This is a genomic window from Streptomyces avidinii, assembly GCF_045161815.1.
GTDB lineage: Bacteria > Actinomycetota > Actinomycetes > Streptomycetales > Streptomycetaceae > Streptomyces > Streptomyces avidinii.
The window spans coordinates 8396460-8420513 of record NZ_CP108863.1 but is presented as its reverse complement, the minus strand read 5'-3'; the positions used below and the strand labels follow the sequence as shown (position 1 = coordinate 8420513).

The 24054-nt window shown below is 70.7% G+C and carries 22 protein-coding genes; 11 read left to right on the top strand and 11 right to left on the bottom strand.

Going from position 1 to position 24054, the window contains the following annotated elements; translation table 11 throughout:
• Positions 1-30 precede the first annotated feature (30 nt).
• From OG373_RS38160 to OG373_RS38150, 3 genes are all read right to left on the bottom strand, one after another.
• Positions 31-1842, bottom strand: coding sequence for an alpha/beta hydrolase (locus tag OG373_RS38160; protein ID WP_405443393.1), 1812 nt, complete (start codon positions 1840-1842; stop codon positions 31-33).
• A gap of 8 nt (positions 1843-1850) precedes the next feature.
• Positions 1851-2237: a hypothetical protein gene (locus OG373_RS38155; RefSeq protein WP_405443392.1), complete on the bottom strand. Its 387-nt coding sequence runs from the start codon at positions 2235-2237 to the stop codon at positions 1851-1853.
• Between the two features lie 187 nt (positions 2238-2424).
• Entirely contained in the window at positions 2425-2613 is a 189-nt protein-coding gene (locus tag OG373_RS38150; protein WP_405443391.1) for a DUF6381 family protein, read from the bottom strand.
• Positions 2614-2775: 162 nt separating this feature from the next.
• Between OG373_RS38150 and OG373_RS38145 the strand changes: the two genes are divergently transcribed.
• Entirely contained in the window at positions 2776-3336 is a 561-nt protein-coding gene (locus OG373_RS38145) for a YciI family protein (RefSeq protein WP_405443390.1), read from the top strand.
• 31 nt (positions 3337-3367) lie between these two features.
• On the opposite strand, the gene OG373_RS38140 is transcribed toward OG373_RS38145, so the two are convergent.
• Positions 3368-4333, bottom strand: coding sequence for a LysR family transcriptional regulator (locus OG373_RS38140; RefSeq protein WP_405443389.1), 966 nt, complete (start codon positions 4331-4333; stop codon positions 3368-3370).
• 153 nt (positions 4334-4486) lie between these two features.
• Between OG373_RS38140 and OG373_RS38135 the strand changes: the two genes are divergently transcribed.
• Positions 4487-5779: an MFS transporter gene (locus tag OG373_RS38135; protein ID WP_405443388.1), complete on the top strand. Its 1293-nt coding sequence runs from the start codon at positions 4487-4489 to the stop codon at positions 5777-5779.
• Positions 5780-5892: 113 nt separating this feature from the next.
• On the opposite strand, the gene OG373_RS38130 is transcribed toward OG373_RS38135, so the two are convergent.
• Entirely contained in the window at positions 5893-7530 is a 1638-nt protein-coding gene (locus tag OG373_RS38130) for a serine/threonine-protein kinase (protein WP_405443386.1), read from the bottom strand.
• Positions 7531-7711: 181 nt separating this feature from the next.
• On the opposite strand from OG373_RS38130, the gene OG373_RS38125 reads away from it, so the two are divergent.
• The 3 genes from OG373_RS38125 to OG373_RS38115 all read left to right on the top strand — a co-directional run bounded on the left by OG373_RS38125 (position 7712) and on the right by OG373_RS38115 (position 10930).
• Complete coding sequence (locus OG373_RS38125) at positions 7712-9610, top strand: FHA domain-containing protein (RefSeq protein WP_405443384.1); 1899 nt, start codon at positions 7712-7714, stop codon at positions 9608-9610.
• A 495-nt stretch (positions 9611-10105) separates the two neighbouring features.
• Positions 10106-10612, top strand: coding sequence for a hypothetical protein (locus OG373_RS38120; RefSeq protein WP_405443382.1), 507 nt, complete (start codon positions 10106-10108; stop codon positions 10610-10612).
• Positions 10613-10768: 156 nt separating this feature from the next.
• On the top strand, positions 10769-10930 hold the full coding sequence (locus OG373_RS38115; RefSeq protein WP_405443380.1) for a hypothetical protein: 162 nt from the start codon (positions 10769-10771) through the stop codon (positions 10928-10930).
• Positions 10931-11110: 180 nt separating this feature from the next.
• On the opposite strand, the gene OG373_RS38110 is transcribed toward OG373_RS38115, so the two are convergent.
• Positions 11111-12670 (bottom strand): amidohydrolase, encoded by a 1560-nt coding sequence (locus OG373_RS38110; RefSeq protein WP_405443379.1) that lies wholly within the window; start codon positions 12668-12670, stop codon positions 11111-11113.
• Positions 12671-12682: 12 nt separating this feature from the next.
• Positions 12683-14023, bottom strand: coding sequence for a lysine N(6)-hydroxylase/L-ornithine N(5)-oxygenase family protein (locus OG373_RS38105; RefSeq protein WP_405443377.1), 1341 nt, complete (start codon positions 14021-14023; stop codon positions 12683-12685).
• A 262-nt stretch (positions 14024-14285) separates the two neighbouring features.
• Here OG373_RS38105 and OG373_RS38100 point away from each other — a divergent pair, with 262 nt between their 5' ends.
• From OG373_RS38100 to OG373_RS38080, 5 genes are all read left to right on the top strand, one after another.
• Positions 14286-15242 (top strand): methionyl-tRNA formyltransferase, encoded by a 957-nt coding sequence (locus OG373_RS38100; RefSeq protein WP_405443375.1) that lies wholly within the window; start codon positions 14286-14288, stop codon positions 15240-15242.
• 147 nt (positions 15243-15389) lie between these two features.
• Entirely contained in the window at positions 15390-16946 is a 1557-nt protein-coding gene (locus OG373_RS38095) for a serine/threonine protein kinase (RefSeq protein WP_405443374.1), read from the top strand.
• Between the two features lie 170 nt (positions 16947-17116).
• Positions 17117-17629, top strand: coding sequence for a hypothetical protein (locus OG373_RS38090; protein ID WP_405443372.1), 513 nt, complete (start codon positions 17117-17119; stop codon positions 17627-17629).
• Between the two features lie 22 nt (positions 17630-17651).
• Positions 17652-18965 carry a HEAT repeat domain-containing protein gene (locus OG373_RS38085; RefSeq protein WP_405443371.1) on the top strand — a complete coding sequence of 438 codons (1314 nt, stop codon included), beginning with the start codon at positions 17652-17654 and terminating at the stop codon, positions 18963-18965.
• 103 nt (positions 18966-19068) lie between these two features.
• Positions 19069-19605 (top strand): hypothetical protein, encoded by a 537-nt coding sequence (locus tag OG373_RS38080; RefSeq protein WP_405443370.1) that lies wholly within the window; start codon positions 19069-19071, stop codon positions 19603-19605.
• A 23-nt stretch (positions 19606-19628) separates the two neighbouring features.
• Here the strand turns inward: OG373_RS38080 and OG373_RS38075 are convergent, their stop codons facing one another.
• The gene (locus OG373_RS38075) at positions 19629-20093 is read right to left on the bottom strand and encodes a DUF2199 domain-containing protein (RefSeq protein ID WP_397735878.1); all 465 of its coding nucleotides are present in this window, start codon (positions 20091-20093) and stop codon (positions 19629-19631) included.
• A gap of 433 nt (positions 20094-20526) precedes the next feature.
• On the opposite strand from OG373_RS38075, the gene OG373_RS38070 reads away from it, so the two are divergent.
• Positions 20527-21222, top strand: coding sequence for a hypothetical protein (locus OG373_RS38070; RefSeq protein ID WP_405443369.1), 696 nt, complete (start codon positions 20527-20529; stop codon positions 21220-21222).
• A 248-nt stretch (positions 21223-21470) separates the two neighbouring features.
• Here the strand turns inward: OG373_RS38070 and OG373_RS38065 are convergent, their stop codons facing one another.
• The 3 genes from OG373_RS38065 to OG373_RS38055 all read right to left on the bottom strand — a co-directional run bounded on the left by OG373_RS38065 (position 21471) and on the right by OG373_RS38055 (position 23944).
• Positions 21471-21617 (bottom strand): hypothetical protein, encoded by a 147-nt coding sequence (locus OG373_RS38065; protein WP_405443368.1) that lies wholly within the window; start codon positions 21615-21617, stop codon positions 21471-21473.
• A 107-nt stretch (positions 21618-21724) separates the two neighbouring features.
• A complete protein-coding gene (locus tag OG373_RS38060; protein ID WP_405443366.1) occupies positions 21725-22990 on the bottom strand; it encodes a YhgE/Pip domain-containing protein in 1266 nt (421 codons plus the stop codon).
• 192 nt (positions 22991-23182) lie between these two features.
• Positions 23183-23944: a GNAT family N-acetyltransferase gene (locus OG373_RS38055; protein ID WP_405443365.1), complete on the bottom strand. Its 762-nt coding sequence runs from the start codon at positions 23942-23944 to the stop codon at positions 23183-23185.
• Positions 23945-24054 lie beyond the last annotated feature (110 nt).

The window sequence follows — 24054 nt, the reverse complement described above, 5'->3', positions numbered from 1 at the left end:
GGGAGAGGACGGACTGCGGTGCCGTCATGGCTACCTCATGTGCTCCCAGCGGTTCGGCGGCGGCTTCAGGGTCACGTCCTCGCTGTGCCCCGCCACGACCAGACCCTGGTTCCGCAGGCTCTCGGACCCCTCCTTCCAGTACTCGCTGTGGCCGGAGACATTGCTGCCGGTGGTCATCTGGTTGGCCCCGAACACCTCGTCGCTGGGGATCCGCCACGGACCGTCCCAGTCGGTGCCGCCGTGTCCGAAGCGGCCGATGTCCGGTACCGGGTCGCCGTCGGCCTCCTGGTTCCAGACGTGCCCCTTGGGCACGTCCAGCTGCTCCGCCTTGGGGACCTGGACGCCCGGGCTGCCCGCGGTGATGATGTCGTCCGCGTTCAGGTCGCCCTGGCGGGCCGCCGACCCGATGAGGGTCGTACCGTACGAGTGACCGATCGCGGTGCGGTGCGGATCCGATTCGCCGGTGTGCGAAGCCTCGAGGCCGTCCATGAACCGGTTGAAGGCCGGGGCCCCGTCATTGGCGTAGTGGCTGAACGGTGAGTCCTTGACGATGTCCTGCGGGGCGTCGTAGCCGAGCCAGGTGATCGTGGAGACCGGCTTGCCGTCGGCCGCGTCGGTGGCCGTACGCCAGACGTTCTCCATGCGCCCGATGTCGCCGCCGATGCCCCCCAGGTTCGACGTCGTGCCCGGCACGTAGACGGCCTGGTGCGCGGCCGTGTCGGGGTTCCCGTTGGCAACGATCGCCCGGCCGTTCCCCTCCGGGCTGAAGCCGAGCAGGTACGCCTCGGGGAGGTTGTTCTGTCCCGTCGCGTCGAAGCGCTTCTGGATGCTCTCCATGCCCTTGAGGGAGTTCGTGAGGTGCCGGTACTGGTCCCCGTACTTCTTGTCCCACTGCATCCATTCGTCGGTGTGGACCTTGGAGGGGTACATGCCGGCGGTGATCCACGTCCACTCGTTGGCGGGCGGCTTGGGGATGCCGTTCAGCGTCATCTGGTAGTTGCCGCGCCTCTCGTCGAAGACGGCGCGGTTCGCCTCGTCCCGGACCGTGGCGGGCAGGCCGTCGATCGCGCCGACGGCGTCCGGCCTCAGCGAGATCCACGCTGCCTGCTGGTCGGCGTCGAGCCCCTTCCACCAGTCCGCGTTGGCCTGCGGCGAGCCGTCCTTCGGGGGCTGGGGCAGCGAGTCCAGGTAGTGCTGGCCCGCCCCGCGGACGCCCTCCATGTCCTTCCCGGCGTCCGCCCAGTCCCCGTCGGACACGACCAGGTCGTCGTCCGCCTTGAGCTTGCGCACCTGCGGCGCCCATTTCTGGTCCGCCTCGGTGGCCTCGTTCACGGCTTCCGTGATGCGGTTGGCGATGTCCTGGGCGATCTTGTAGTTCGGGTTCGGGTCGATGTTGCCCGCCTGCCGCAGGATCCCGCGGGCCGGCTCGGACAGGGTCCCCTTCGCCGCGCCGGGCTGCGGCGGCGAACCGCCCGGGTTCTCCCCGGCCGCCGGGTAGGCCACCGACCCGTCGGCGCCCACCGTGAACTTGTGCTCGGCCGCCTCCGACAGCGCCTGTTCCAGCTTCTTCTGCGCCGGGCGCACGTCCGCCACGAAGGCCTTCAGGGCCGTGCCCATCAGGCCGCACTCGACCTGGACGTAGTGGAAGTCCTTGGCCACCTCACGCAGCTGGACGACGGCGGCGTCGACCGCCTCGCCCTTCAGTGCCTTCTGCATCTGAGCCGTGATCCGCTGCTCCAGCGCGTCCTTGGCCTGGCTCGCCATGTCGCTGGTGGAGCGGTATCCGGTCGCCGCTTCCTCGAACTCGTGCAGCTTGAGCGTCTTGAGTGCCTCGATGTCCACGGCTCAGGTCACCTCCCCTGCCCGCCGGTGGCAGGGGTGTCCTGGTACTGCTTCCCCAACGCCGTGAAGAGGCCCTTGATGTTCTCGTCGGTGAGGAACAGATCGATCCCCACCCGCTCCAGCTTGCCCTGCAGGCCGGTACACCGGCCGGACAGCGACTCCAGGTACGTCTTCCAGGTCTGGTAGACCTCGGACTGCGCCCCCGCGGTCTCCACCCCGCCGCCGGTGGCGAGGCCCGTCTGGCCGGTTTCGAGGCCGGTCAGTGCCTTCTTCAGATCACCGCCCAGGCCCCCGACCGCAACGCCGGCCGCCGTCCAGGCGGCTCTGCTGGTCTTCACGTCCCCGTCGCCGCCACCGCCGCCGTCCTGAGCGCTCGCGGCGCTCGCCAGCCGCATTTCCGGTTCACTTGCAGCGGCGCCCCTGTGACGCGCCCACTCCTCGTCGAACGAACCCACCCCGTGTCCCCCTTACAAGCACCAGTAAAAGAGTTCCCAGTAGCAACCCTACGCAAGGGTTACCCGCGGGGATCTCACGGGGTGGGGTGGTTCGGCGACTCGGCGGTGCGGCGATTGGACGGTGCGCCTACATGGGGTCCATGGTTCCGGCACCGGGGCCGTTCATCTGCTCGCTCTTCTCACGGATGTGCAGCGCCTTCTTCGTGAGCCGCTGCTGTTCCGCGGGATCGGTGGCGTGCTGGGCGGCCTGTTCCAGCTCCTGGGCCTTGTCCCGCATCTCCCGGGCTCGCTTGCCGGACGGGCTATCGATACTCACGTCGACCTCCTCGGTCGGGCTGGTGTTATCCGGCTACCCGCGCATCCGCGGGGCATTCACCAGGAGCACCGTGCGATACCGGGCGGCACCCCGGGCCGCATCAGAACCCCGCATCACGGAACCCGTTGATCCGCCGCCGGCTCTCGGGAAGAGTCCCGCATCATGGAATTCTTCTGCTACCACCGCGATCGCACCGGCTCCCTACCGCTGCGCAGGGAACTGCTGGAACGGCACTGGTCCTACATGGACCAGTACGAGAAGGAGCTGATCGCCCGGGGCCCGACCTTCGTCCCGGGCGGTGACGCCCCCAGTGGCAGCGTGCACATCGTGGACGTCCCGGATCCCGCTGCCGCGCGTGCCTTCGCCTTCGACGAGCCCGGCTACCAGTCCGGCGTGTACCGGGATGTGCTCCTGCTCCGCTGGCGCAACATGCTGGGGCGCACCATGTGGGACTTTCCCGGTGGCCGGACCGGGGGCAACCGCTACCTGGTACTCGGCCTCGGCACCGTACCGGCCACCGCCTCCGCCACCGACCTCGCCGTGCCGCCCGGCGAGGACGAGCTGATCGCGTACGGCCCGCTGCTGTCCGACGACGGCAGCACCTGGCTCGGTACGGCGGCACTGGTCCGGGCTCCGGACGCCGACACGGCGCGCACGGTCCTGACGGTGGACGGCTATGCCGATGTCGAGGTCCACGACTGGGAGTTCGGAGGCCGGCGGTGACGTGACGGCAGCGTGCCGGCGTGCCGGCGTGTCAGCGTGCCGGAAGGTGCCCCGGGGCGCCTTCCGGCGGAACCACCCAGCTCGGCACCCACGTCCCGGCGGCATCGCGGTCGGCCCCTGCGCCGGCGAGGTGGGTGCGCAGGGTGGTCAGCGCCGGGTGCGGGTTGTCGCGGTGCCACAGGAGCGAGTGCGGGTACACGGGCGTCGGGTCGGTCACCGGGATGCGGCGCAGACCGTGGCCGGCGGGCCAGACGAGGCGGGTGTGCTCGCCCATGAAGGTGGCCAGGGCAGGGGTGTCGGCGACGGTGTCGAGGAGGGCGTCGGACCCGAAGTTGGGGCCGGTCGCCTCGATGGTGAGGCCGAACTCGGCGACGAGCTCGTCGTAGTAGGCGCCCCACTCGGTACCGGGGACGATCCCGGGCATCCAGATCCGGTGCCCGGCGAGCCGGGCGACGGTCACCGACCGGGCGCCCGCCAGCGCGTGCGCGGGGCCTGTGAGGAGCTGGAGCGGCTCGTCGAGGACCCGGACGGATCGGATGTCCTCCGGCAGGGGCCGGCCGGGCGCGGCGACGGCGCGGAAGGACGCGTCGATCTCGCCGGACCGGATCGCGGCGACGGCCGTCTCGATGTCGAACAGCATGACCACGTCGAGGTCGATCTCGGGGTGGGCGCGGTGGAAGCCGCGCATCAGGCCCGACGGCGCGACGCGTGAGGCGATCACGTCGACGCGCAGCGGGCGGCGGCCCGCGCGCACGGACGTGACCGCGCGCTCGGCGACGCGCAGCAGTTCGCGTGCGTGGGGCAGGAAGGCCTGCCCGTCGATGGTGAGCTCGGCGCCGCGCGGTGTACGGGTGAACAGGCGCACGCCGAGCTTGCGCTCCAGGGTGGCGATGCGCTTGGAGACGGCCTGCTGGGTGACCGCCAGCTCGGCGGCGGCCTCCTGGAACTGCCCCGCGTCGGCGGCGATGACGAAGGTCCGGACGGTGTCGAGGTCCATGCCGCCACCCTACGGCCACAACCATCGGTTGTGGATGATGGCGATGCGGTTGTTTGATCCCCAGGTGTGCCGCTCGCTTTGATGATTCCGAACGCGGATCGGTTGTGCGGGAGCCGGAGCGGGAACGGGAGCGACGAGGGGCGCCGGGCAGGGATGAGGAACGGACACGGGCCGGGACGCCGGTGGGTACACCGACTGGGGAGCCGCCTCGGGCACCCTCTGGGGTACCGCTTCGGGTGGCTCTGGGCAGCGTACGGGACCAGCGCGCTCGGCACGTGGCTGGCCTTCGGCGCGTTCCCGCTGATCGCCGTCCGGGTGCTGCACGCCGGACCGGCCGAGGTCGCCGCGCTTTCCGCCGCGGGGGCCGCGGTGGGCGCGGCCGTGGCGGTGCCGCTCGGCCCGTGGGTGGAGTTCCGCCGAAAGCGGCCGGTGCTGATCGCGATGGACCTGGCGCGGTCCGCGGCGCTGCTGACGATCCCCGTGGCGTTCGCGCTCGGTGCGCTGACCTACGTCCAGCTCCTGCTGGTGTCGGTCGTCGTCGCGGCGGGCGACATCACCTTCCGTGCCGCCTCCGGCGCGTACCTGAAGACGCTGGTACCGGCCGAGGAACTGCTCGTCGCCAACGCCCGGTTCGAGGCCACGGCATGGACGACCACGATCATCGGGCCGCCGCTGGGCGGCGCGGCGATCGGGCTCCTCGGCCCGGTGGCGACCGTGGCGGCGGACGCGGTGAGCCACCTGCTCTCGGCCCTGGGCATCCGCGCGACGGGCGGACCCGAGCCGCAGCCCGAGCACCGGAAGGCCCGGCGCCTGCGGGCCGGGGATCTGCTCGACGGCTGGCGGTACATCCTGGCCGACGCGTCGCTGCGTCCGCTGTTCTTCAACACCGCCTTGTTCAATGGCCTGTTGATGGCCTCCCAGCCGCTGCTGACCGTCCTGATGCTCGGTCCACTCGGTTTCGCACCGTGGCAGTACGCCGTCGCGTTCGCCGCGCCGTCGATCGGCGGGCTGCTCGGTGCGCGGCTGGCCCGGCCGCTCGTCGCCCGGTTCGGGCAGCGGGAGGTCCTGGTCGCCGCGGGGACACTGCGCGCGATCTGGCCCGTCGGCCTGGCCTTCGTGGGACCGGGCACGGGCGGGCTGCTACTGGTAATGGGCGTCGAGTTCGGGCTCATCCTGTGCTGCGGGGTCTTCAACCCCGTCCATGCCACGTACCGCCTCGAACGCACCGCGGGTGACCGGATCACCCGCACGCTCTCCGCCTGGGCGGTGACGACCAAGGCGTCGACCGCGCTGCTCACGGCCGTCTGGGGCGTGCTGGGCGGCCTGCTCGGGCCCCGTACGGCCATCGGCCTGCTCGGCGCCCTCCTCCTGGCGACCCCACTACTGCTCCCCCACCGAGCGCCGGCACGCCCCGCCGAGCCGGAGCCGACCACGAGCCGCACCTGACGGGCCTCCCCCGGCCCGCGCACCGCCCGGCTCAGTCCCGGCGGCCGCCGACGCGCTGCCTGGCCCGTCACCGTGCGCGAGCAGTGACGGGCGGGCAGGTTGCGGGGCGGGATTCAGCCGGTGCAGGTGATCGAGAAGGGGACCGGGTTGGAAAGGGTGCGGGTGGGGCTCTGGAGCTCCACGGCCATCCCGGTGGTCAGGGTGCCTGCCTTCGTGTACGTCGTCAGGCGCACGGTGTCGTGTCCCGTGGGGTTGGCCTTGTCCCCGATCGACATGGTGCGCCAGTGGGGATCCACCACGGAGCCGTCGCCCGACACCCAGCGGTAGGAGATCAGCGTCGGCTCGGGCGCGGTGAAGGTCGCGGTGAACGCCGGGGCCCGGCCCTCGGGGGTCGGGCAACGGCCGGTGTAGGTCGTGTTGGCGCCCGCCACCGACACCCGTACGCCCGAACCGGGAGCGGCGTCCCCGTCGTTGCCGGTGAGTGCGTAGGCGAGCCCACCGGCGACCAGGACGCAGGCGGCGGCGCCGGCGGAGACGAGGACCGCCGTACGACGCGTGCGGCACGGGGCGGCATCCGCAGGTTGCGCGGGCGCGACGGCCGGGGGAACGGCGGGAGCCTCCGCCGTGGGAGCCGCTGCCGTAGGTGCCGCTGCCGTCGTGGCTGTCTCCTCGGGGACGGGGGCGGGGGCGGGGGCCGCGACCTCGGCCGCGGCGGGCCGGGCGGGGGTCGGGAGGATCCGGGAGGCTGTCGTCGTGGCATCCGGTTCGTGGGCGATGTCCCGCAGGGCTTCGGCGACTTCGGTGGCCGGGGTCCGCTCCGCGGGCTCCTTGCGGAGCAGTCCGGCGATGACCGGCGCGAGCGGGCCGGCACGGGTCGCCGCCGGCGGTTCTTCGTCCACGACGGCCCGCAGGGTGCTCAGCGCGGTGTCCTGCCGGAAGGGGGAGACCCCCTCCACGGCCGCGTACAGCAGCACGCCGAGGGACCACAGGTCGGACTCGGGACCCGAGGGGCGGCCCAGCGCCCGCTCCGGCGGCAGGTACTCGGGGGAACCGACCACTTCGCCGGTCATCGTCAGGGCGGTGCTGCCCTCGACCGCCGCGATCCCGAAGTCGCTGAGCACCACCCGTCCGTCCGCTGCGAGCAGCACGTTCGCCGGCTTCACGTCCCGGTGCTCCACGCCGACGGCGTGCGCGGCGCGCAGCGCGCTGAGCACTTCCGCGCCGATGTGCGCGGCGTGCCGCGGGGTGAGCGGCCCCTCGGCCCGCAGCAGATCGGCCAGCGACTGACCGCGGATCAGTTCCATCACGATCCAGGGCCGGTCGTCCTCCATGACCACGTCATGGACCGTGACCACATTGCGGTCGGGTATTCGGGCGGCCGCCCACGCCTCCCGCTCCAGGCGGCTGTACATCCGCGCGATGTCACCGGCCCGCAGTCCGGCCGGGGCCCGCACCTCCTTGACGGCGACCTCCCGGTGCAGAGTCTCGTCCCGGGCCCGCCACACGGTGCCCATCCCGCCTTCGCCGAGCCTGGACAACAACCGGTAGCGGCCCGCGATGAGCCGCTCCCCGCCCTCCGCTCCCGGCGCGGCCACGGTGGTGACCGTGTCCGTGCCCCCGGCCGTGTCCGCGACCGTACCCGCGGTGGCGGCCGCTGTGGTGACGGTATCCGCGCTGGTCGCCACGGTGGTCGCCGCGGTGGTGGCCGCGAGCGCGGTCTCCGTCACGGTCTCGGTTTCCTCGTTGTGCATGGGGGCGGTCTCCCTCTTATCGCCGGCCGACGCGAACATCACGTACGGACCGGGCCCCGGGTTCAGGGGGGCTCAAAAGATTCTCAGAATTGGTTGAACCGAACACGTTCTCGATGACGTGTTGCAGTCGTACGAGGAAGTCGTACGCGGTATCAGCAGCGTCGTTCACAAGGGGTGTGGAGTGCCATCGGTCATCGTCGGGCGCACGGGTCCGTTCACCGGACAGAGCGTGGTTCTGGGCAGCGAGCCCCTCAGCTTCGGGCGCAAGAGCGACAACAGCGTCGTGATCGTAAGCCCCAGCGCCTCCCGGCTGCACGCCGAGATCCTCACGGAGGACCCCGGTTTCGTCCTCTACGACCGGGACAGCCGGAACGGCACGTTCGTCAACGACCAGCGCGTCACCCGGCATGTGCTGCGCCCGAACGACTGCATCCGGATCGGTGACGAAACGTTCCTCTACGAGGCGCAGGACTCCATGGAGACGGTCATGGACCTCTCCCTCATGGCCATCCCCCGGGCGAGCACCACGGACCCCGGCATGCTGCGGGTCACCATCACCGGCGGCGGCCCGGTGGGCCTCGCCTTCGCCCTGGCGCTCGACGAGATGCTGCCCGGCCGGACCGCCATCACCCTCTACGACGGCCGCTGGACCAGGAAGGGCTCCACGGTCGTCTGGAAGGACGAGACCCAGGGCAACTTCCGCCGCCAGCAGGTGGTGACCGTCCAGAGCCGGCAGTACCTCGCCCTGTCCGAGGAGGTCCTCGCCGCGCTGTTCGACGACAACGGCGCCTATTCCGAGATGTGGCCCGTCGGCCCGGACTCGGTCGACGGCCGCCCGCCCCGCAACATCCGGATCGCCCACATCGAGGACCGGCTGCTGGACCTGGCGAACCGGCGGCCCGCGATCCGGCTCGTCCCCAAGCGGTTCGACGTGACGGAGCAGCAGAACCGGCTCACCCAGGAGCACGTACTGGTGGTCTGCGAGGGCGGCCGCTCCCGTACCCGCGAGCACTACGCCGACCGCTTCGGCGCGGCCGACGCCTCGATCTACTCCCTCGACGGCGAGCACCTTCAGGACATCGTGCTGGGGCTGCGGGTCAAGTCGAAGCTGCCGGACCCGATGAGCGTGCTGCTCACGGTGTCGCAGAACCGCTTCCTCCTCAACTCGCTGCGCGGCGAGGGCTTCCTGAACATGCGGCTCACCCGGGAGGAGGCCAAGAACGTCATCGGCATCGACCCGGTCCGGCACGTCTTCGAGGAGTGCATCGCCACCCGCCCCTGCCTGATGAGCCGGCAGGAGGAGGACAACGAGTTCCGCTGCCCCACCCACGGCACGCTCTTCCTGCCCGCCCTGCTGCGCAGTTCGCCGCTGTGGAAGGAGATCCGGCAGGGCCTCAGCCTCTTCGGCGTGGCGGAGGACGATCTGTCGGCGATCACCTCGTTCCGCCTCGACATGGTGCAGCGCCCGCGGTTCACCGCGCAGTTGCACCGGCCGACCGCGACCACCCCCGGCACGTACGGCTTCCTGCTGGGCGATGCGGCGAACGCCATCCACTTCTGGCCGGGCCGCGGCCTCAACAGCGGCCTCGCCTCGGCCACTTCACTGGCCCGCTCGCTCAGCCGCGCCTGGCAGGGCAAGCCGCTGCGGGACGCCGACTTCATCCGGCACGAGGCGGCCATGTCCATGCTCCAGTACCGGCACAAGAGCCGGGCCTGGAACGCCATGGTGACCACCGACGACCAGGGGGTCACCCGGGCCATCAGGGACATCATCGCGCGCAGCGCGGAAGCGGGCGCCGACGTCGCGGACGGGAGCGACCTGGAGGTGCTGCTGGACCGGATGGCCGAGATCCGCGACCGGCTGGGGGCCCGGCTGCCCGGCCTGCCCTCGGACGCGGAGCTCCGCGCCCACCTCGCCCCGATCGCCCCGGCCACCCTGCGCACCCTGCGGGAGAGCGGCGCCTGGGACACTCTGATCGTCGGCGGTGAGGAGGCCGACATCGACCTCTTCTACCAGTCGGACTCCCCGGTCTTCGTCCCCCGCCCGGCCGACCCGCGGGCCCTGCAGCCGCAGGCCTGAAGGGCGTTGCAGACGGGCGCGGACCCTTCGGTGTTCGGCGTTGTCCTCCTCCTGACCCCGCAGGAGGAGGCGTCCGGCACCTTTGCGGTGCGGGACGATCACCCACGTTCCCGGGTAGGCGCCCGTCGGTGATCGCCGTGGGGCCCGCCCGGTGCCGGGCGGGCGCCGGCGACGACCGGGCCGGTGTGGGCGTCGATGATCCGGCACTCCCTTCGACAGGCCGAACTGAGCAGCGGGACAGGTCCCTTGCGGCGAGCGAGGTCCCTTCCTGCCTGCTCCGGCAAGTGCGCGGCAGCCGGAAACACCTAAAATGGGAATCGCCGAACTCATTCGGCTCCGACATCTCCGCGACGGAATGATTGATCGGGCAATCTTTGAATCCGGCACCGCATTCCGTGCCGCGCGAAACGAGCTCCGGAAAACAGCTCGTGGACATCTCACGCCCTGCTCGGCTCGTTCAAAAACAGCCCCCGCAAGCAGGGAAGGAGACCCACTGTGTTCACCATCCGAACCCGGCGCTTCATCCCTCTCGTGATCGTCACAACTCTGGCCACCGGAGGCACCTTCCTCTCCGAAGCCTCGGCGGACGCCGCGCCGGCCGCAGCGCCCGCCCTCATCACACCCGACCCTGAACCCACCCCCAACACCGAGCTCCTCAAGAAGTTCATTCCCCCCGGAAGCAAAATCGACAAGATAAAGAGGCAACTCTACCTGTACACGTACGCATTCGGTGGGGACTTGAATGTTGCCGCACTCAATCTCAGCGCCGGGCACCCGGCCACGATTCAAATCAAACGCTACAACGGCGAGATGGTGGTCAATAAGACGAAGATCGCGAAGCTGCATCCATCACACCCCGGCGGAACGATCTTCGTAAGGACCCACTTCAGTTGGCCCTGCGCACCGAACAGCGCCAACAACGGGTACATACGGGCCTACGATCACAGAACCGGGACGTGGTCGAAGAAGCTGCACGTACCGCTCTGCCAGCCGATCGACTGACGAAAGTTGATCCCGAAAGGGGACGGCGACGCCATCACCCGCGCCTTCGCGGGCTCGCCGAAACACTTCCACCGGGACTCACCGGCGCTGACAGCGCTACCGGAGGGGCGTTTCGTTCTTGCCTGGGTGGAGGAGAGCGCTGACACGTTCTCGACCGTGCCGACCGTGATGGCCCAGCTGTGCTCGGACTCCCAGCTCGAGATCGGACCCAAGCTCCAGGTCAGCTCCGGCACCGACGGCAAGCGCTTCCACCTGAGCGCAGCCGCCGTGTTCGGCAACGGCGCTCAGGACAGCGCCTCCTGTCCTGGACGGACATGAAGGCCGGCGGCGACACCGCCATCCGCGGACGGGTCCTCGCCGTCGCCCCCGGCGGGGTGTCCTGACCCGTCGCCCCGCCGCTGCGTACGGCGGCAGCGGCAGGGGTTCGGGACCGGCGGTCGGCTGCCGGCAGCGCCATGAAGATCGACTTCGGCACGGTCGAGAACGAGGGGCGTGCCCCTAGGACTGCTTGCCGTCGACGTACGTGGCGACGACCTCGATCGCTCCGATCCGCGAGGTGTCGACCCGACGCGGGTCGTCGCCCAGCACTGCCAGGTCCGCGCGCCGGCCCGGGGCCAGGGTGCCCGCGTCGGCGTCCCAGTGGCAGGCGAAGGCACCCGCGACGGTGTAGGTGCGTAGGGCCTCCTCCACGGTGAGGCCCTCGTCGGGGCCGATGAGGGCACCGGACGCGGAGGCCCGTTCCACCATGAACTGCATCGCCCGCAGCGGCGATCCGTCGGTGACGGGCCGGTCGGAGCTGCCCACCAGGGTGACTCCGTGGTCGAGGAATCCCCGGCCCCGGTACAGCCAGGGGGCCCGGTCCGCGCCCATGACGGCCGCGTAGTCGTCGCCGAAGGAACGCAGGAAGTTCGGCTGGACCACCGCGCTCACGCCGAGGCGGGCGAAGCGCGCCAGCTGGTCGGGCCGGATCAGGCCGGCGTGTTCGATACGGTGCCGGGCGGTCGGCCGCGGCCTCAGCCGCTGGGCCCGTTCCAGGGCGTCCAGTGCCAGGTCGGCCGCGCGGTCGCCGATGGCGTGCACGGCGAGCTGCCAGCCGGCGAGGTGGCCGTCGACGATGGTGTCGGTGATCCGCTCGGGGGTGTCCTGGAACTCGCCCGCCCCATCGGTCCCTTCGTAGGGACGGGTGAGTGCCGCGGTGCGCGCCATCATCCCGCCGTCGGTGTAGACCTTGAGCGCGCCGAGGGAGAGCCAGTCGTCGCCGAAGCCGGTGCGCAGGCCGAGGTCGAGGGCCCGGGGGATCCCGTCGGACGCGTGGGCGGCAACGGGTCGCAGGGTGTCGGCGGCCGCCATGAGCTGGACCCGGAGCGGCAGACGCCCCTGGTCGCGCAGGAGTTGGTACGCGCCGAGCTCGACCGGGCTGTGGCCGAGCAGGCCGCCGCCGATGCCCGCCTCGGCGCAGGCGGTGATGCCCTCGGTGAGGCAGGCACGGCCGGCGTGCTCGATGGCGTCGGCGATCTCCTCCTGCGCGTACGGCAGGCGCAGTCGGCGGGCGGTGGTCATGGCGCTCTCCGCGAGGAAGCCCTCACCGTGGGCGAGTTCGCCGGGGAGAAGGTCGAGGACCGCGCCGTTGACCACGCAGCCGTGTCCCGAGTCGTGCAGCATGAACACCTTGCGGCCGTCGCTGACCTTGTCCAGTTCGGCGGCGGTGAGGTGTCGGCCCAGGGCCCGTTGGTCGTAGCCGACGATGTCCACCCACGCTCCGCGCGGCTTGCGGGCGACCGCCTCCGCCGCGACGGCGAGCACGTCCTCGACGCGCTCGCAGGGCGCGACGTCGGGGGTGACCGCCTTGAGGCCGGCCCAGGCCAGGTGCACGTGGGAGTCGATGAACCCGGGCAGGACGGTGGCGCCCTGGAGGTCGATCACCTCACGGGCCGGCAGTGCGGTGACGGCCTCGTCCAGGCCCACGATGCGACCGCGCCAGATGCCCAGGTCGTGGGCGACGGGACGGTCGGGGTCCATGGTGAGGAAGGTGGCGTTCGTCAGCCTGGTGCAGAGCATGGGGGCAGGTCCTCAGGGGGTGGGCGTGGGCGCCGTGTGCGAGGCCGGTACCGGTACCCGGCCGTGGATGACGATGGACCGGAGGATCTCGCCGACCCTGATGGCGGTGTTCGACAGCAGGGAGGACGTGATGCCGTGCGTGTGCTCCGTTCCTCCCTGGAGGTAGATGCCGCAGCGCAGTTCGGGCTCGCTCTGCACACGGTAGTCGCGGGCGACGCGGACGCGGCCGAGGTCGTCGCGCCGGCAGTACTTCTCGACGTCCCCGAGCAGTCCGAGGCCGTCCCCCGAGCGGTATCCGGTCGCATAGACCAGCGCGTCCGCCTCCAGGGCCTCCTTCTCCCCCGTGACCAGCGACTCGACCGTCACGAGCACCTTGTCGGTGGTCTCGGTGGCGTCCGCGAGCCGCGACACCTTCAGGAAGCGCAGCCGCTCGGTGCCGAGGACCTTCTCCTGGTACTCCTGCCGGTAGAGGTCGTCGATCAGGTCGATGTCCACCACGGAGTAGTTGGTGTTGGCGTGGTAGTCGATCAGTTTGCGCTTGATCGCCTCGGGCGCGGTGAAGTAGTCGTCGACGGCGGCGGGGTCGAAGATCCGGTTGGCGAAGCCGCTGTCGTCGGCGGGGCTGTAGCCGTAGCGGGAGAAGACGGCGCACACCTCGGCCCGGGGGAAGGTGCGGTGGAGGAAGGCCACGTTCTCGGCGGCGCTCTGGCCGGCTCCGACGACGACGAAGCGGGAGGGGTCCGCGCCGTCCAGGGACGCCACGCGCGTGAGGAGTTCCGAGGTGTGCCAGACCCGTTCGGTGCGGTCGACGCCTTCCGGCATCTGCGGGCGCAGGCCGGTGCCGATGACCAGGTTGCGCGCCCGGTGGACCACCAGTTCGGTGCCGGAGCGGGCGGTGACGTCCAGGTACTCGATCACCCCGTCGCGCAGAACGGGACGTACGGCGACAACCTCGCAGCCGTAGGAGACCATGTCGTCGACCTTGGCGGCGGCCCACTCGAAGTAGTCGTGGAACTCCACGCGCAGCGGGAAGAGGTTCTTGTGGTTGACGAAGTCGATCAGACGGCCGCGGCTCTGGAGGTAGCAGAGGAAGCTGTATTCGCTCGTCGGGTTGCGCAGTGTCACCAGGTCCTTGAGGAAGGACACCTGCATCGTGGCGTCGTCGATGAGCATGCCGCGGTGCCAGCCGAAGCGCGGCTGCTGCTCGAAGAAGTGGGCGGTGACCGCCTCCTGAGGTCCGACACCGGCGTTGTGCTCGCTGAGTGCGATCGCCATGGCCACGTTCGAGGGGCCGAAGCCGATGCCGATGAGGTCGTGGATCAGAGGCGCATCATCGGGAAGATCCTGTGACATGTCACTCCCAGTCGTGCGGGGGGCAGGCGGCCGATCGCCATGCGTGGGGGAACCGGGGGCAGGGCAGGGCACGCCGAAGGAGCCGAGCCCGAGAGAAACTTAGGGAAGGCTAACCTGATGTCATGGAGCTGTCGATGGGCAAATCAGATCGAGTCACCATCGACTTTCCGGCTGAACTCACTTCAGAATGTGGGACGTTGCGGAGTTAGGTAAGGCTTGCTTTACTCATTCTGAATCTGTCGCCGCTCCAAGGAGGAACCCCATGCGGGTCGTCATGTTCGGCTATCAGACGTGGGGGCACCGCACCCTGCAGGCCCTGCTGGATTCCGAACACGATGTCGTTCTGGTCGTGACGCACCCCAAGAGCGAGCACGCGTACGAGAAGATCTGGAGCGACTCGGTCGCCGACCTCGCGGACGACCACGGCGTCCCGGTACTCATCCGCAACCGCCCCGACGACGAGGAGCTGTTCACGCGCCTCAAGGAGGCAGAACCGGACATCATCGTGGCGAACAACTGGCGTACCTGGATCCCCCCGCGCATCTTCAACCTCCCCCGCCACGGCACCCTCAACGTGCACGATTCACTGCTGCCCAAGTACGCCGGCTTCTCACCGCTGATCTGGGCACTGATCAATGGCGAGCCCGAAGTGGGCGTCACGGCCCATCTGATGAACGACGAGCTCGACGCGGGCGACATCGTGGTCCAGCGCGCCGTACCGGTCGGGCCGACCGACACCGCCACCGATCTGTTCCACAAGACGGTCGATCTGATCGCACCGGTCACCGTCGGCGCGCTGGGCCGGATCGCGGCCGGCGAGAGCAACTTCACCCGCCAGGACCGCTCGCAGGCCAGCTTCTTCCACAAGCGGTCGGCGGAGGACATCCGCATCGACTGGGACTGGCCGGCCGAGGACCTCCAGCGGCTGATCCGCGCCCAGTCCGCCCCGTACCCGGCCGCCTTCACCTTCCACCGCGGCAAGCGACTGGAGGTACTGGCCGCCGTCGTCTCCGAGGGCCGCTACGGCGGCACGGCCGGCCGGGTGTTCTACCGCGAGGGCGAAGGCGTCGTGATCGTGGCCGGAGCCGATGCGCGCACCGGGCGCAACCACGGCCTGGCCATCACCCGGGTGCGCACCGAGGACGGCGAGGAGATGCCGGCCACCGACTACTTCACCACCATGGGCGGATACCTGACCAGTCGGCCGCCGAGCGTCTGAGCCGCTGAGCCGCGGCGTCGCTGAACCGCGGCGTCGACCCGGGCGCCGGGAAGGATCCGGCGCCCGGGCGGCGACCTGCGAACGCCTGCATGACCATGGTTCGCGCCACTAGAATTCGGCCGGACCGGCGCGAATGCGGGGGGTCGAGTGGACGCACTGATACCGGGTGACCCCGTACGGGTCGGGCCCTACCACGTCGTCGCACGGCTCGGCAGCGGAGGCATGGGCCGGGTCTATCTGGCCCGCACGCCCGGCGGACGGAGCGTCGCCGTCAAGGTGGTGCATCCGGAACTGGCCCGGGACCCGGAGTTCAGGCGCCGGTTCGCCCGCGAGGTCGCCGCCGCGCGGGCGGTGGACGGACGGTTCACCGCGCAGGTCCTCGCCGCCGGAGTGGACGACCCGACACCGTGGTTGAGCACGGTGTTCGTACCCGGGATGTCGCTCGCCGAGGCGGTGGCCGAACACGGCCCGTTCCCCGAGGCCTCGGCCCTCGCCCTGGCCCGCGGACTGGCGGCGGCCCTCGCCGCCGTGCACGCGGCGGGACTGGTGCACCGTGACCTGAAACCGTCCAACGTACTGCTGGGCCCCGACGGGCCCCGGGTGATCGACTTCGGCATCTCACGGGCCACCGAGGCGAGCGCCCTGACCCGCACCGCAATGACCGTCGGCTCCCCCGGCTTCATGTCCCCGGAGCAGGCTTCCGGGGGCGTGGTCGGCCCCGCCTCCGACGTGTTCTCCTTCGGGGCGGTGCTGGCCTTCACCCTCAGCGGCGAGAGCCCCTTCGGGACCGGCGCCACCCCGGCGCTGCTCTACCGGGTCGTGCACTCCGAGCCCCGGCTGGACGCCCTCTCGGGGACCGCGCTGGACCTCGTGCGACGCTGCCTGGCCAAGGACCCGGCCGCGCGGCCCTCCCTGGACACCCTGTTCACCGAACTCGCGGCCGAGGCGGACGACGCCCGCCCGGACGGTTCCGGCTGGCTCCCGGCCCCCGTCGCGCACAGCCTCCTCGCACGTGCCTCCTCGGCGCTGGAGGCGGACTCCGACCCCTCGCTGACGGCCACCGCGCCTCCCCGGTACGCGCCCACGCGGGTGGATCCCGCCGCGGCGGCGGTGCCGCTCGCCGCCCTGCCCGGCCACGGAACGCGCCCGGGAGGGGCCCGCGCCCGGATCCGTACAGCACCCTTCATCGCGGCCGCGGCTGTGGTGGTGGCCGCGGCGATCGGGGCCCTCGCCTACACGGCCGCGCAGAACGGGAAGGACAAGGACCAGCAGTACGTCTCCCAGGACGACAGCGGCGGCACCCCGACGGACCCGACGCCCGAGAGCACCGACCCCTTCGAGGGGTGGTCCCTGTCGGACGAGGCGGACATCCAACTGCCCACCGGGTACGGCATCGACGCCGCCGACTTCACGGACCCGAAGGCGGGGGACGGTTTCGACGTCGACCTGCACACGAACTGGGACCTCGGCGGGAACGACATCCTGCTGCTGCCGTCCGCGGATTCCGACGTGAACAGCGACTGCCTCTCCGACGAACGGTCCTCCGGATACGGAACGCTGGTCGAGGATGCCGAGTGGGGCATCGACGACATGCTCTGCGTCCGCGTCTCCTCCGACCTGCTGCTCGTACTGGAGATCACCAACATCGAGGACGGTCAGGACGATTACCTGGAGGCCGTGGCCAAGGTGTGGAAGCGCGAGTGACCCGCGGCGGGGCGGCGGGGCGGCGGCACGACAGGAAACCATGATCGTCGCCGGTAGGGTGATGCGGAAGGACTGTTGTGCCTCCGGCACAGCGCACACCCACCGCACGTCCCCCTCTCCGCGCACTCCACACACTCCATGCACTCCACTCACCGAAGCGACTCTCACCTGTGAACCAGATAGACCGAGCCCCCATCGAGGACACGCACTTCGGCGCGATCACCGTCCGCCTGAGCGGCCAGGACCGCCTCGAGGTCGACGGCGAGACGATCCCCCGCGTGACCCTGGAACGCGACCCCGCGGCGGAGGCGGACCCACAGATCGCCATCGGCACCCGCGACCCGGCGCACCTCACGATGCGGGTCGACGGCGCGGAGGTCGGGCTGCTACCGGCGAAGGGCCGGCTGACCAGGCACTCGTACCGGGTGGACGTGGAGTACGACGGGGCCTCCTACCGCCTGGTCCCTGACTCCGTCCCGAGCAGTCGGCTGACCCGCGACGGCACGCACCTGGGCGACTTCTCGTCCGACGGCGACGAAACGGTCATCGCCGAATGGCGGGAGGACCGCGAACTCCGCCCGGCGGACGCCGCGATCGGCTACGCCCTGGCCGCGGCCTTCGGCACGGGCGCCCAGCCCATGTGGATGATAATCGCCGACGGCGTGAGCAGCGCCATCCCCTAGGGTGGACGGCTGGGAGGGCTTGATGAATGTGGACCTGGTGCGGGAGCTCGGTCGCCCGGACCGGCGCGTCGCGGCGGCGGAAACCCTGGCCGCGGGCGGTGCGACGGCGGCCGAAGCCATCGTGCGTGAGCTGACGGCCGAGTCGTCACCCGTGGAATGGAGAGCGGCCGCTCCCGTGCTCCGCCGGATCGGGGGCGTGGCATTCGACTACCTGCTTCAGGGACTGCTCGACGCGCCTGCCGAAGAGATGCACAATCGGGTCGGCCACGCGTTCGCACGGTTGGGCCCCGGAGCCCTCGGCCGGTACACCGCCGCGCTGTCGCACCCCTCGCCGTTGATCCGCCGCTGGGCGGTGCTCGGAATCCACCACTGCGACGGGGCCGGCCTGCCGGAAGTCCCCGCCCTGCTGCCCTTGCTCGGCGACACCGATCGTGCTGTTGCCCAACAGGCGCAGGACACCTTGGTGATCCGTGGCACGAAGATCGGGCAGAGTCTTCTCCCGCTGCTCCGGCAGATCCGAGGGGAGGGACCCGGCCGGCAGCGTGCTCGGGCGCTGACCGTACTCGCGGTGCTCGGCGGTGAGACCGCGCTGTCCGCAAAGGACGTGGCGGCGGTCGAGCGCCTCATCCGCATGAAGCTCGCGACAGACCGGCCTGTGGCGTTGTGGGCATGCTCGAATCACTGGATCGCGGTACCGAGCGGAGACCAGGCCGGGATCATCAGCACTCTGGGCCTTACCGGTCCGAGGCCCGTGACCTTCCCTCTCGGCAACGACATCGTGGACGACGACGGACACGAGGCCGGGCCCGACGGTCATGAGGGCTTCACCAGGGTGTTCGTCACGCCCGAACTCGACGGGTGGACCTTTGTACTCGGCGCCTGGTGCGACCCCTGCGGCGAGGCCCGCAGCGAGGATGTCCTGCGGCTCTGCACTCGGCTCAGCTCGCGCTACGGACGTGCTCAGGCGTACTACTACGGAGCCCAGGGTGACGGCTCCGCGTGGCTCGCTGCCGAAGACGGCAGAGTGGTCCGGCGGTACTGCGAAACCGGCGACGGCGAGGACGAATTGCTGACTCTGGGAGATCCGCTGCCCTACGAGCGGATACGCCGCGAGGAGCTCGGTCTCCTGCCCGAATGGGACCCGGCTCTCGAGTCCGAGGCCGACGCGGACGCCTGGAAGTGGGCAGCGTTCGACCTTGCGCCCGACATCGCCCGGTCCCTCGGAGTCAGCCCTCTCGCCATTGGGCCGGAAACCCCCTCTCGTGGTACCGGCGTCATCGCCCTGACTCCCTACGGCGTTGCCCATGGCGTGCCGACAGGTGCCTATCGGATCTGAGACCCGTCCAAGGCCCCCTCAAGGGTTCGGCTGACTGCCCTCCCGTCCGGTGGCTACTGTACGGAGATGACCCGCTGCTCAAGGTCACCCGAGGAGGAATCCTGTGCCATCGCCCTGCGACGCCAAGTACGCTCCCGCCGGGGATGTGGGTGCAGCACTCATGATGATCGACTCCCGACTCAAGTCCGTCTACTCGGGCAAGAGCGAGACCGACCCCGAACAGCAGCAGCTGATCGACCAGTTCACCGCGTCACTGGGCCCCGAGGAGGCCAATGACCTGGTGGACGGCGCGTGCACGCTCATCTACATGTTCATGCAGTGGCTGCGGATGGCTCACGAGGACCAGAACACGGACGTCATCGAGTACGTGGTGCCGAGCTTCGTGGCGTCGATGCGCATGATGCCCAAGAGCGTCCGCCCCGAGGTCATCCCCACCATGGTCGGCATGGTCGTCGCGGCTGCCACCGGCCTGAGCCCCAACCTGTGGCGCAAGCAGTACGGGGACTGGACCGGGGACGAGATGAACTCCCTGGAAGCCACGGCCCTGCTGCTCGCGGAACACATCAACCGGCTCACCGGCGACCGCGACTTCGCCACCCGCATGATCACCGACGCGCTCTCCCGCTCGGACCGGGACTGACGGAGTCCTACGGGCGTGTTCCGTCACCGCCGCCCGTCGCCGGCGGGGTGGAGTACGGCGGCGGCGATCTCGCGTACGCGGTCCCGCGTGATCCCCGTGCGCTGCTCGACGGCCAGGGGGTGGTCGGTGGGTTCGAGCTCGACGAAGGGGCGCTCGCCGAGCGGCCGGGTGTGGAGGTTCGTCTTCAGGTTGAGGGTGGTGGGGGTGTAGACGAGCAGGTCGGTGGTGAGCCGGCCGAAGTACGGCTCCTCGAACTCCCGGCCCGGTGTGTCCCACAGGTCCATCGCCCGGGAGAAGTTCTCGCGGCTGAGGGAGACCCACACGGCCCAGGAGAACGTCTCCTGGCTGCCGATGACCGGTATCTCGACGAGACCCTTGACGAAGTAGTACCGGCCACGGATCACGCACTGGTCCGAAGAGAGCAGGCAGTCGTCGGCATCGGCGAAGGCCGGATCCCACACGGCCGGGGCCTCGGCCGTGTAGTTCATCGGGAGCTCAGGGTGCCGTGCGCCGCAGCACGAGCAGGTGAATCCGAGATCTCTGGTCATGACGCGGAGCCTACTGATCGGCCTCCGTGCCCCGGCCGTCATCCACTCACCGAGCGCGCCACGCCTTCGCCTCGGGGTGGTTAAGGGGAGATCAAACGAACCTTAAGGCTGCCTTTGGGCTGCCCGGTCCCGCGCCGGGCGGGGGCGTCGGGGCGTGGGGTGCACGTTCGTCCGTCCATGGGTGAGGGGGCTGTTTACCTGCAGCGTTGGGCCTGCTCCGGCTGTCGGGAGCCCCGCACTGCGCCCTCGCGCAGCGCCTCAAACCTTCTCGCGGCCTGATTCGTAAAAAGGCAACAGGACTGCTTGCGCGTGTGGCGTCGGCCGTATTCAGGACTCCGGGGGAGACAGCGTCCATCGGATCGAGGAGTGTCAAGTGTCCAGGAAACGGACCATGGGTCTCAAGAAGAAGCTCGTGCTTTCTGTCGTCACGGGAGCCCTGGTGGCCGGCGGGGTGGTCGCCACCGTGGCGACCGGCAATGCCGCCGCCCCCGACGTGGTGTGCAAGGGGTCGACGGTGACGTTGTCCGGTGAGGCGGGTCCGCCGGCGGCCAGTAGCGGGACCTTCCCCGTCGGAACCAAGCTGAAGGTGACCAACCTCGACAACGGCCAGGCCACCACCGTCACCGTCAACGGCCCCTCGGGCAGCTGCGTCCTGCTCAACAACGCAGCCTTCGACAAGGTACGGGAGCCCGGCAAGAACCTCATCCGACGCGCACGCGTCGAACGCGTGGCCGGTGGCGCCAACAGCGGCAGCGGCGGTGGTGGCGGCGGCGCGAGCGCCCCGGGCCAGGCCACCGGTGTGCAGGTGCCGCCGGCGACCGGGGAGGTGGTGTGCCCGGGGTCGACGGTGACCCTGTCCGGTGAGGCGGGTGCACCGGCGGCCAGTAGCGGGACCTTCCCCGTCGGAACCAAGCTGAAGGTGACCAACCTCGACAACGGCCAGGCCACCACCGTCACCGTCAACGGCCCCTCGGGCAGCTGCGTCCTGCTCAACAACGCAGCCTTCGACAAGGTACGGGAGCCCGGCAAGAACCTCATCCGACGCGCACGCGTCGAACGCGTGGGCTGAGCTTCGGACCAGGCCACGGCGGGGCACGGGCATGCCCTCCCCGCCGTGGCCTGCGCAGCCAGGCCGTCTCTTTCGGATCTTGTCGGCCGAGTCCGCGTCGTCCGGTGCCGTGCCCGGCAAGGCGGAGGTGCGCCCGAGTACTGGACGTACTCGGGCGCACCGACAACGCGGCCGGGTGCGGTGCCGGGCGTCGCGGGCCCGGCAAGATCCGAAAGAGACGGCCTAGACGGCCTAGGAGCGCCGGGCGGTCAGCGCCGCCCCCGCAGGCGGTTCAGCAGCCGGCCTGCCTGTGTGCGCCTGCGGGGGTCGGCGGCGGCGCGCCGAACCGATGCGACGGCCCGCTGCCCCTGCGGGCTGCGGGCGAACTGCTTGATACGGGTCAACAACGCTGACATGTCGCCTCCTTGGGGTCCTCGTCGGCTCGTGTACCCCGAGGCGCAGCAGGTATGTGCACGCGGCCGACCTCACCGCACCGGGACCGCACCACAACGCGCCGCAGCCGTCAGGCGGGTTGCGGCGTGAGTCGCTTGTGGCCCTTGCGGTCGTAGTAGAGGGTCATGGCGAAGCCGAAGAGCAGGGCCAGTACGGTGCCGACCACGATCATGATCCAGGAGCGGGTGAGGCCTGCGTCGCCGCGGGCGTCGAAGTAGAGGATCGCGCGTACGCCGTCGCTGAGCTGACGCATCGGTTCGAAGTGGGAGAGGAAGCGGTAGAAGCCGGGGACCGCCTCCAGCGGCACGGTCGCACCCGACGACGGCAGACCCAGGACGATGAACACGAACATCGACACGAGCTGGCCGATTCCGCCGAAGGCGGCGTTGATGGCCTGCACGCCCAGGCCGACGGCGAGGGCCGCGCAGTAGGAGTAGATCCACAGGAGCGGCAGGTGGGACGCGTCCATTCCCAGGATGGCGACGCAGGCCAGCATCACCAGGGAAACGCTGACGAGCGTGATGCCCGCGGTCATCAGCATCTTCAGGAGCAGCGTCTGCGTACGGGTGATCGGGACCGTCGGGCGGCGGGTGTGCCAGGGGCCGATCTCGTTGTCGGCGTAGCCGAGGGCGGTGTCGACGCCGTTGCTGATGACGTTGCCGCCCATGAATCCGGCCAGCACCAGGAGCAGGGTGTAGTAGAAGGCCGTCAGGCCGAGGCCGCTGTGCGCGCCGATCGGGTGGCCGACCTGCGTGACGACGTCGACCGGGTCGGCGAGCAGCAGCTTCGCGGTGGGGCTCGCGTCGCCGGCGGCCGCGGTGAGCTGTTCGCCGACGGTCCGGGACGCGCGGTGGGCTGCCTGTGTCGTGATCTGGCTTGCCAGGGAGGATCCGAGGCTCCCCTTGCCGGGGTTGGTGAGCACGGTGATGGTCGGCAGCTTCGTGGCCCCGGACGTGGGGAGCGCCACGACGGAGTCGGTGAAGCCGGCCGGGACGACCAGGGCGCCGTAGACCTTTCCGGAGTCGAGCTGGTCCTCGGCCTGGGCGAGGGTCAGTTCGCGCCAGTCCGCCTTGCCACCCGCGGGGTCGGCGGAGATGGCGGCCGTGATCTGCGTACCCAGGTTCTCCTGCTGCCCCGGCGGGGGCTTTCCCGTGTCCTCGTTGACCAGGGCGATGGGCAAGTGGCGCAGTTCCGCGTTGGGATTGACGATGCCGCCCATGTAGAGCAGCGACAGCAGCAGGGCGAGCAGCCCGGTGAGGATCGTGGGGACCAACCACAGCTGGGGGCGGCGCACCAGGGCCGCGGCAGTGGCTTCGGGGGCGTCGGTCGGGGACATCGGTCTCCGTAGCTTCCCGGCGGCGGGCCGGGATCGAAGGACGGAAGGGCGGTGGGAGCGGCCGGGCCGCACGGCACCCCCAGGATGGTCCCCGCACCCGTCCGGGCCGTCGCACCCCTCGCACACCGGCCGCGATCCCGCGTACGGACCACCGGAACAGCCCACCGCGGGCACGGTCGCGCCGGGTCGGCGTCAGCCCCGTTCGAAGGCGTGCGTGTGGCCGATGACGGTGAAGCCACGGCGCTCGTACCAGTGGCGCGGCCAGTCCATCGCGTCCGCGGTCAGGAAGCGGGCATCGCAGTCGTGGGCGGCGGCCCGGTGCAGGGCGCCGGCCAGGACGGCGTCCGCGTAGCCGCGGCCGAGGTGGTCCTCCGCGGTGATCAGGTCCTCGATCTGGGCCGTGCCGGTCGCCCGGTCCACGTAGAGGTCGGCCCATGAGGCGACCTCGCCCGCCTCGGTGCGGGCGCCGATGAACCGCACGATGTCCGCCCCGCGCCGGCGGGCCTCGCGCCGCTCGACGAGCTGGCGCAGCACCTCGTCGTCGACGTCCGGGAGGAAGCCCCGCCAGCGCCGCGTCAGCGGAACGCGCAGCGCTTCGAGGTCGACCTCCTGCGCGGGTCCGGCGTCCGGCGCCGGGCCGGTGTGCAGCATGACCAGATACGTGGAGTGGGTGTAGCCGGCCCGGATCAGCGGTTCCGCGCACGCCCTGCCGGTCTCGTCGTCGAGTACGGAGACCAGCCGGTGCGGCAGATGTCCGAGGGCCTCGTCCGCGAGGGCCGGCAGTGCATCGGGGTCCACTGCCGCGTCGATGACGACCTGGTTGTTCGCCCGGGACTCGCCGTACGCGTCGTCGTATACGGCGAACCCTCCGGGAAGGGTCGCGGTGCGCGCGGCCTGGCGGCGGGCGAAGTCCGACAGGAAGGTATGGACGCGCTGGAGTTCTGGACTCTGCATGGGCCGAGCCTACGCAGCCGCCGCCCCGGGCACGCCTTCGGGTTTCCGGCGCGGGTGGCTCGGGGGCGGCCGGGCGGTCCGGAGGCGGCCGGAGGTGGGCGGGGATGCAC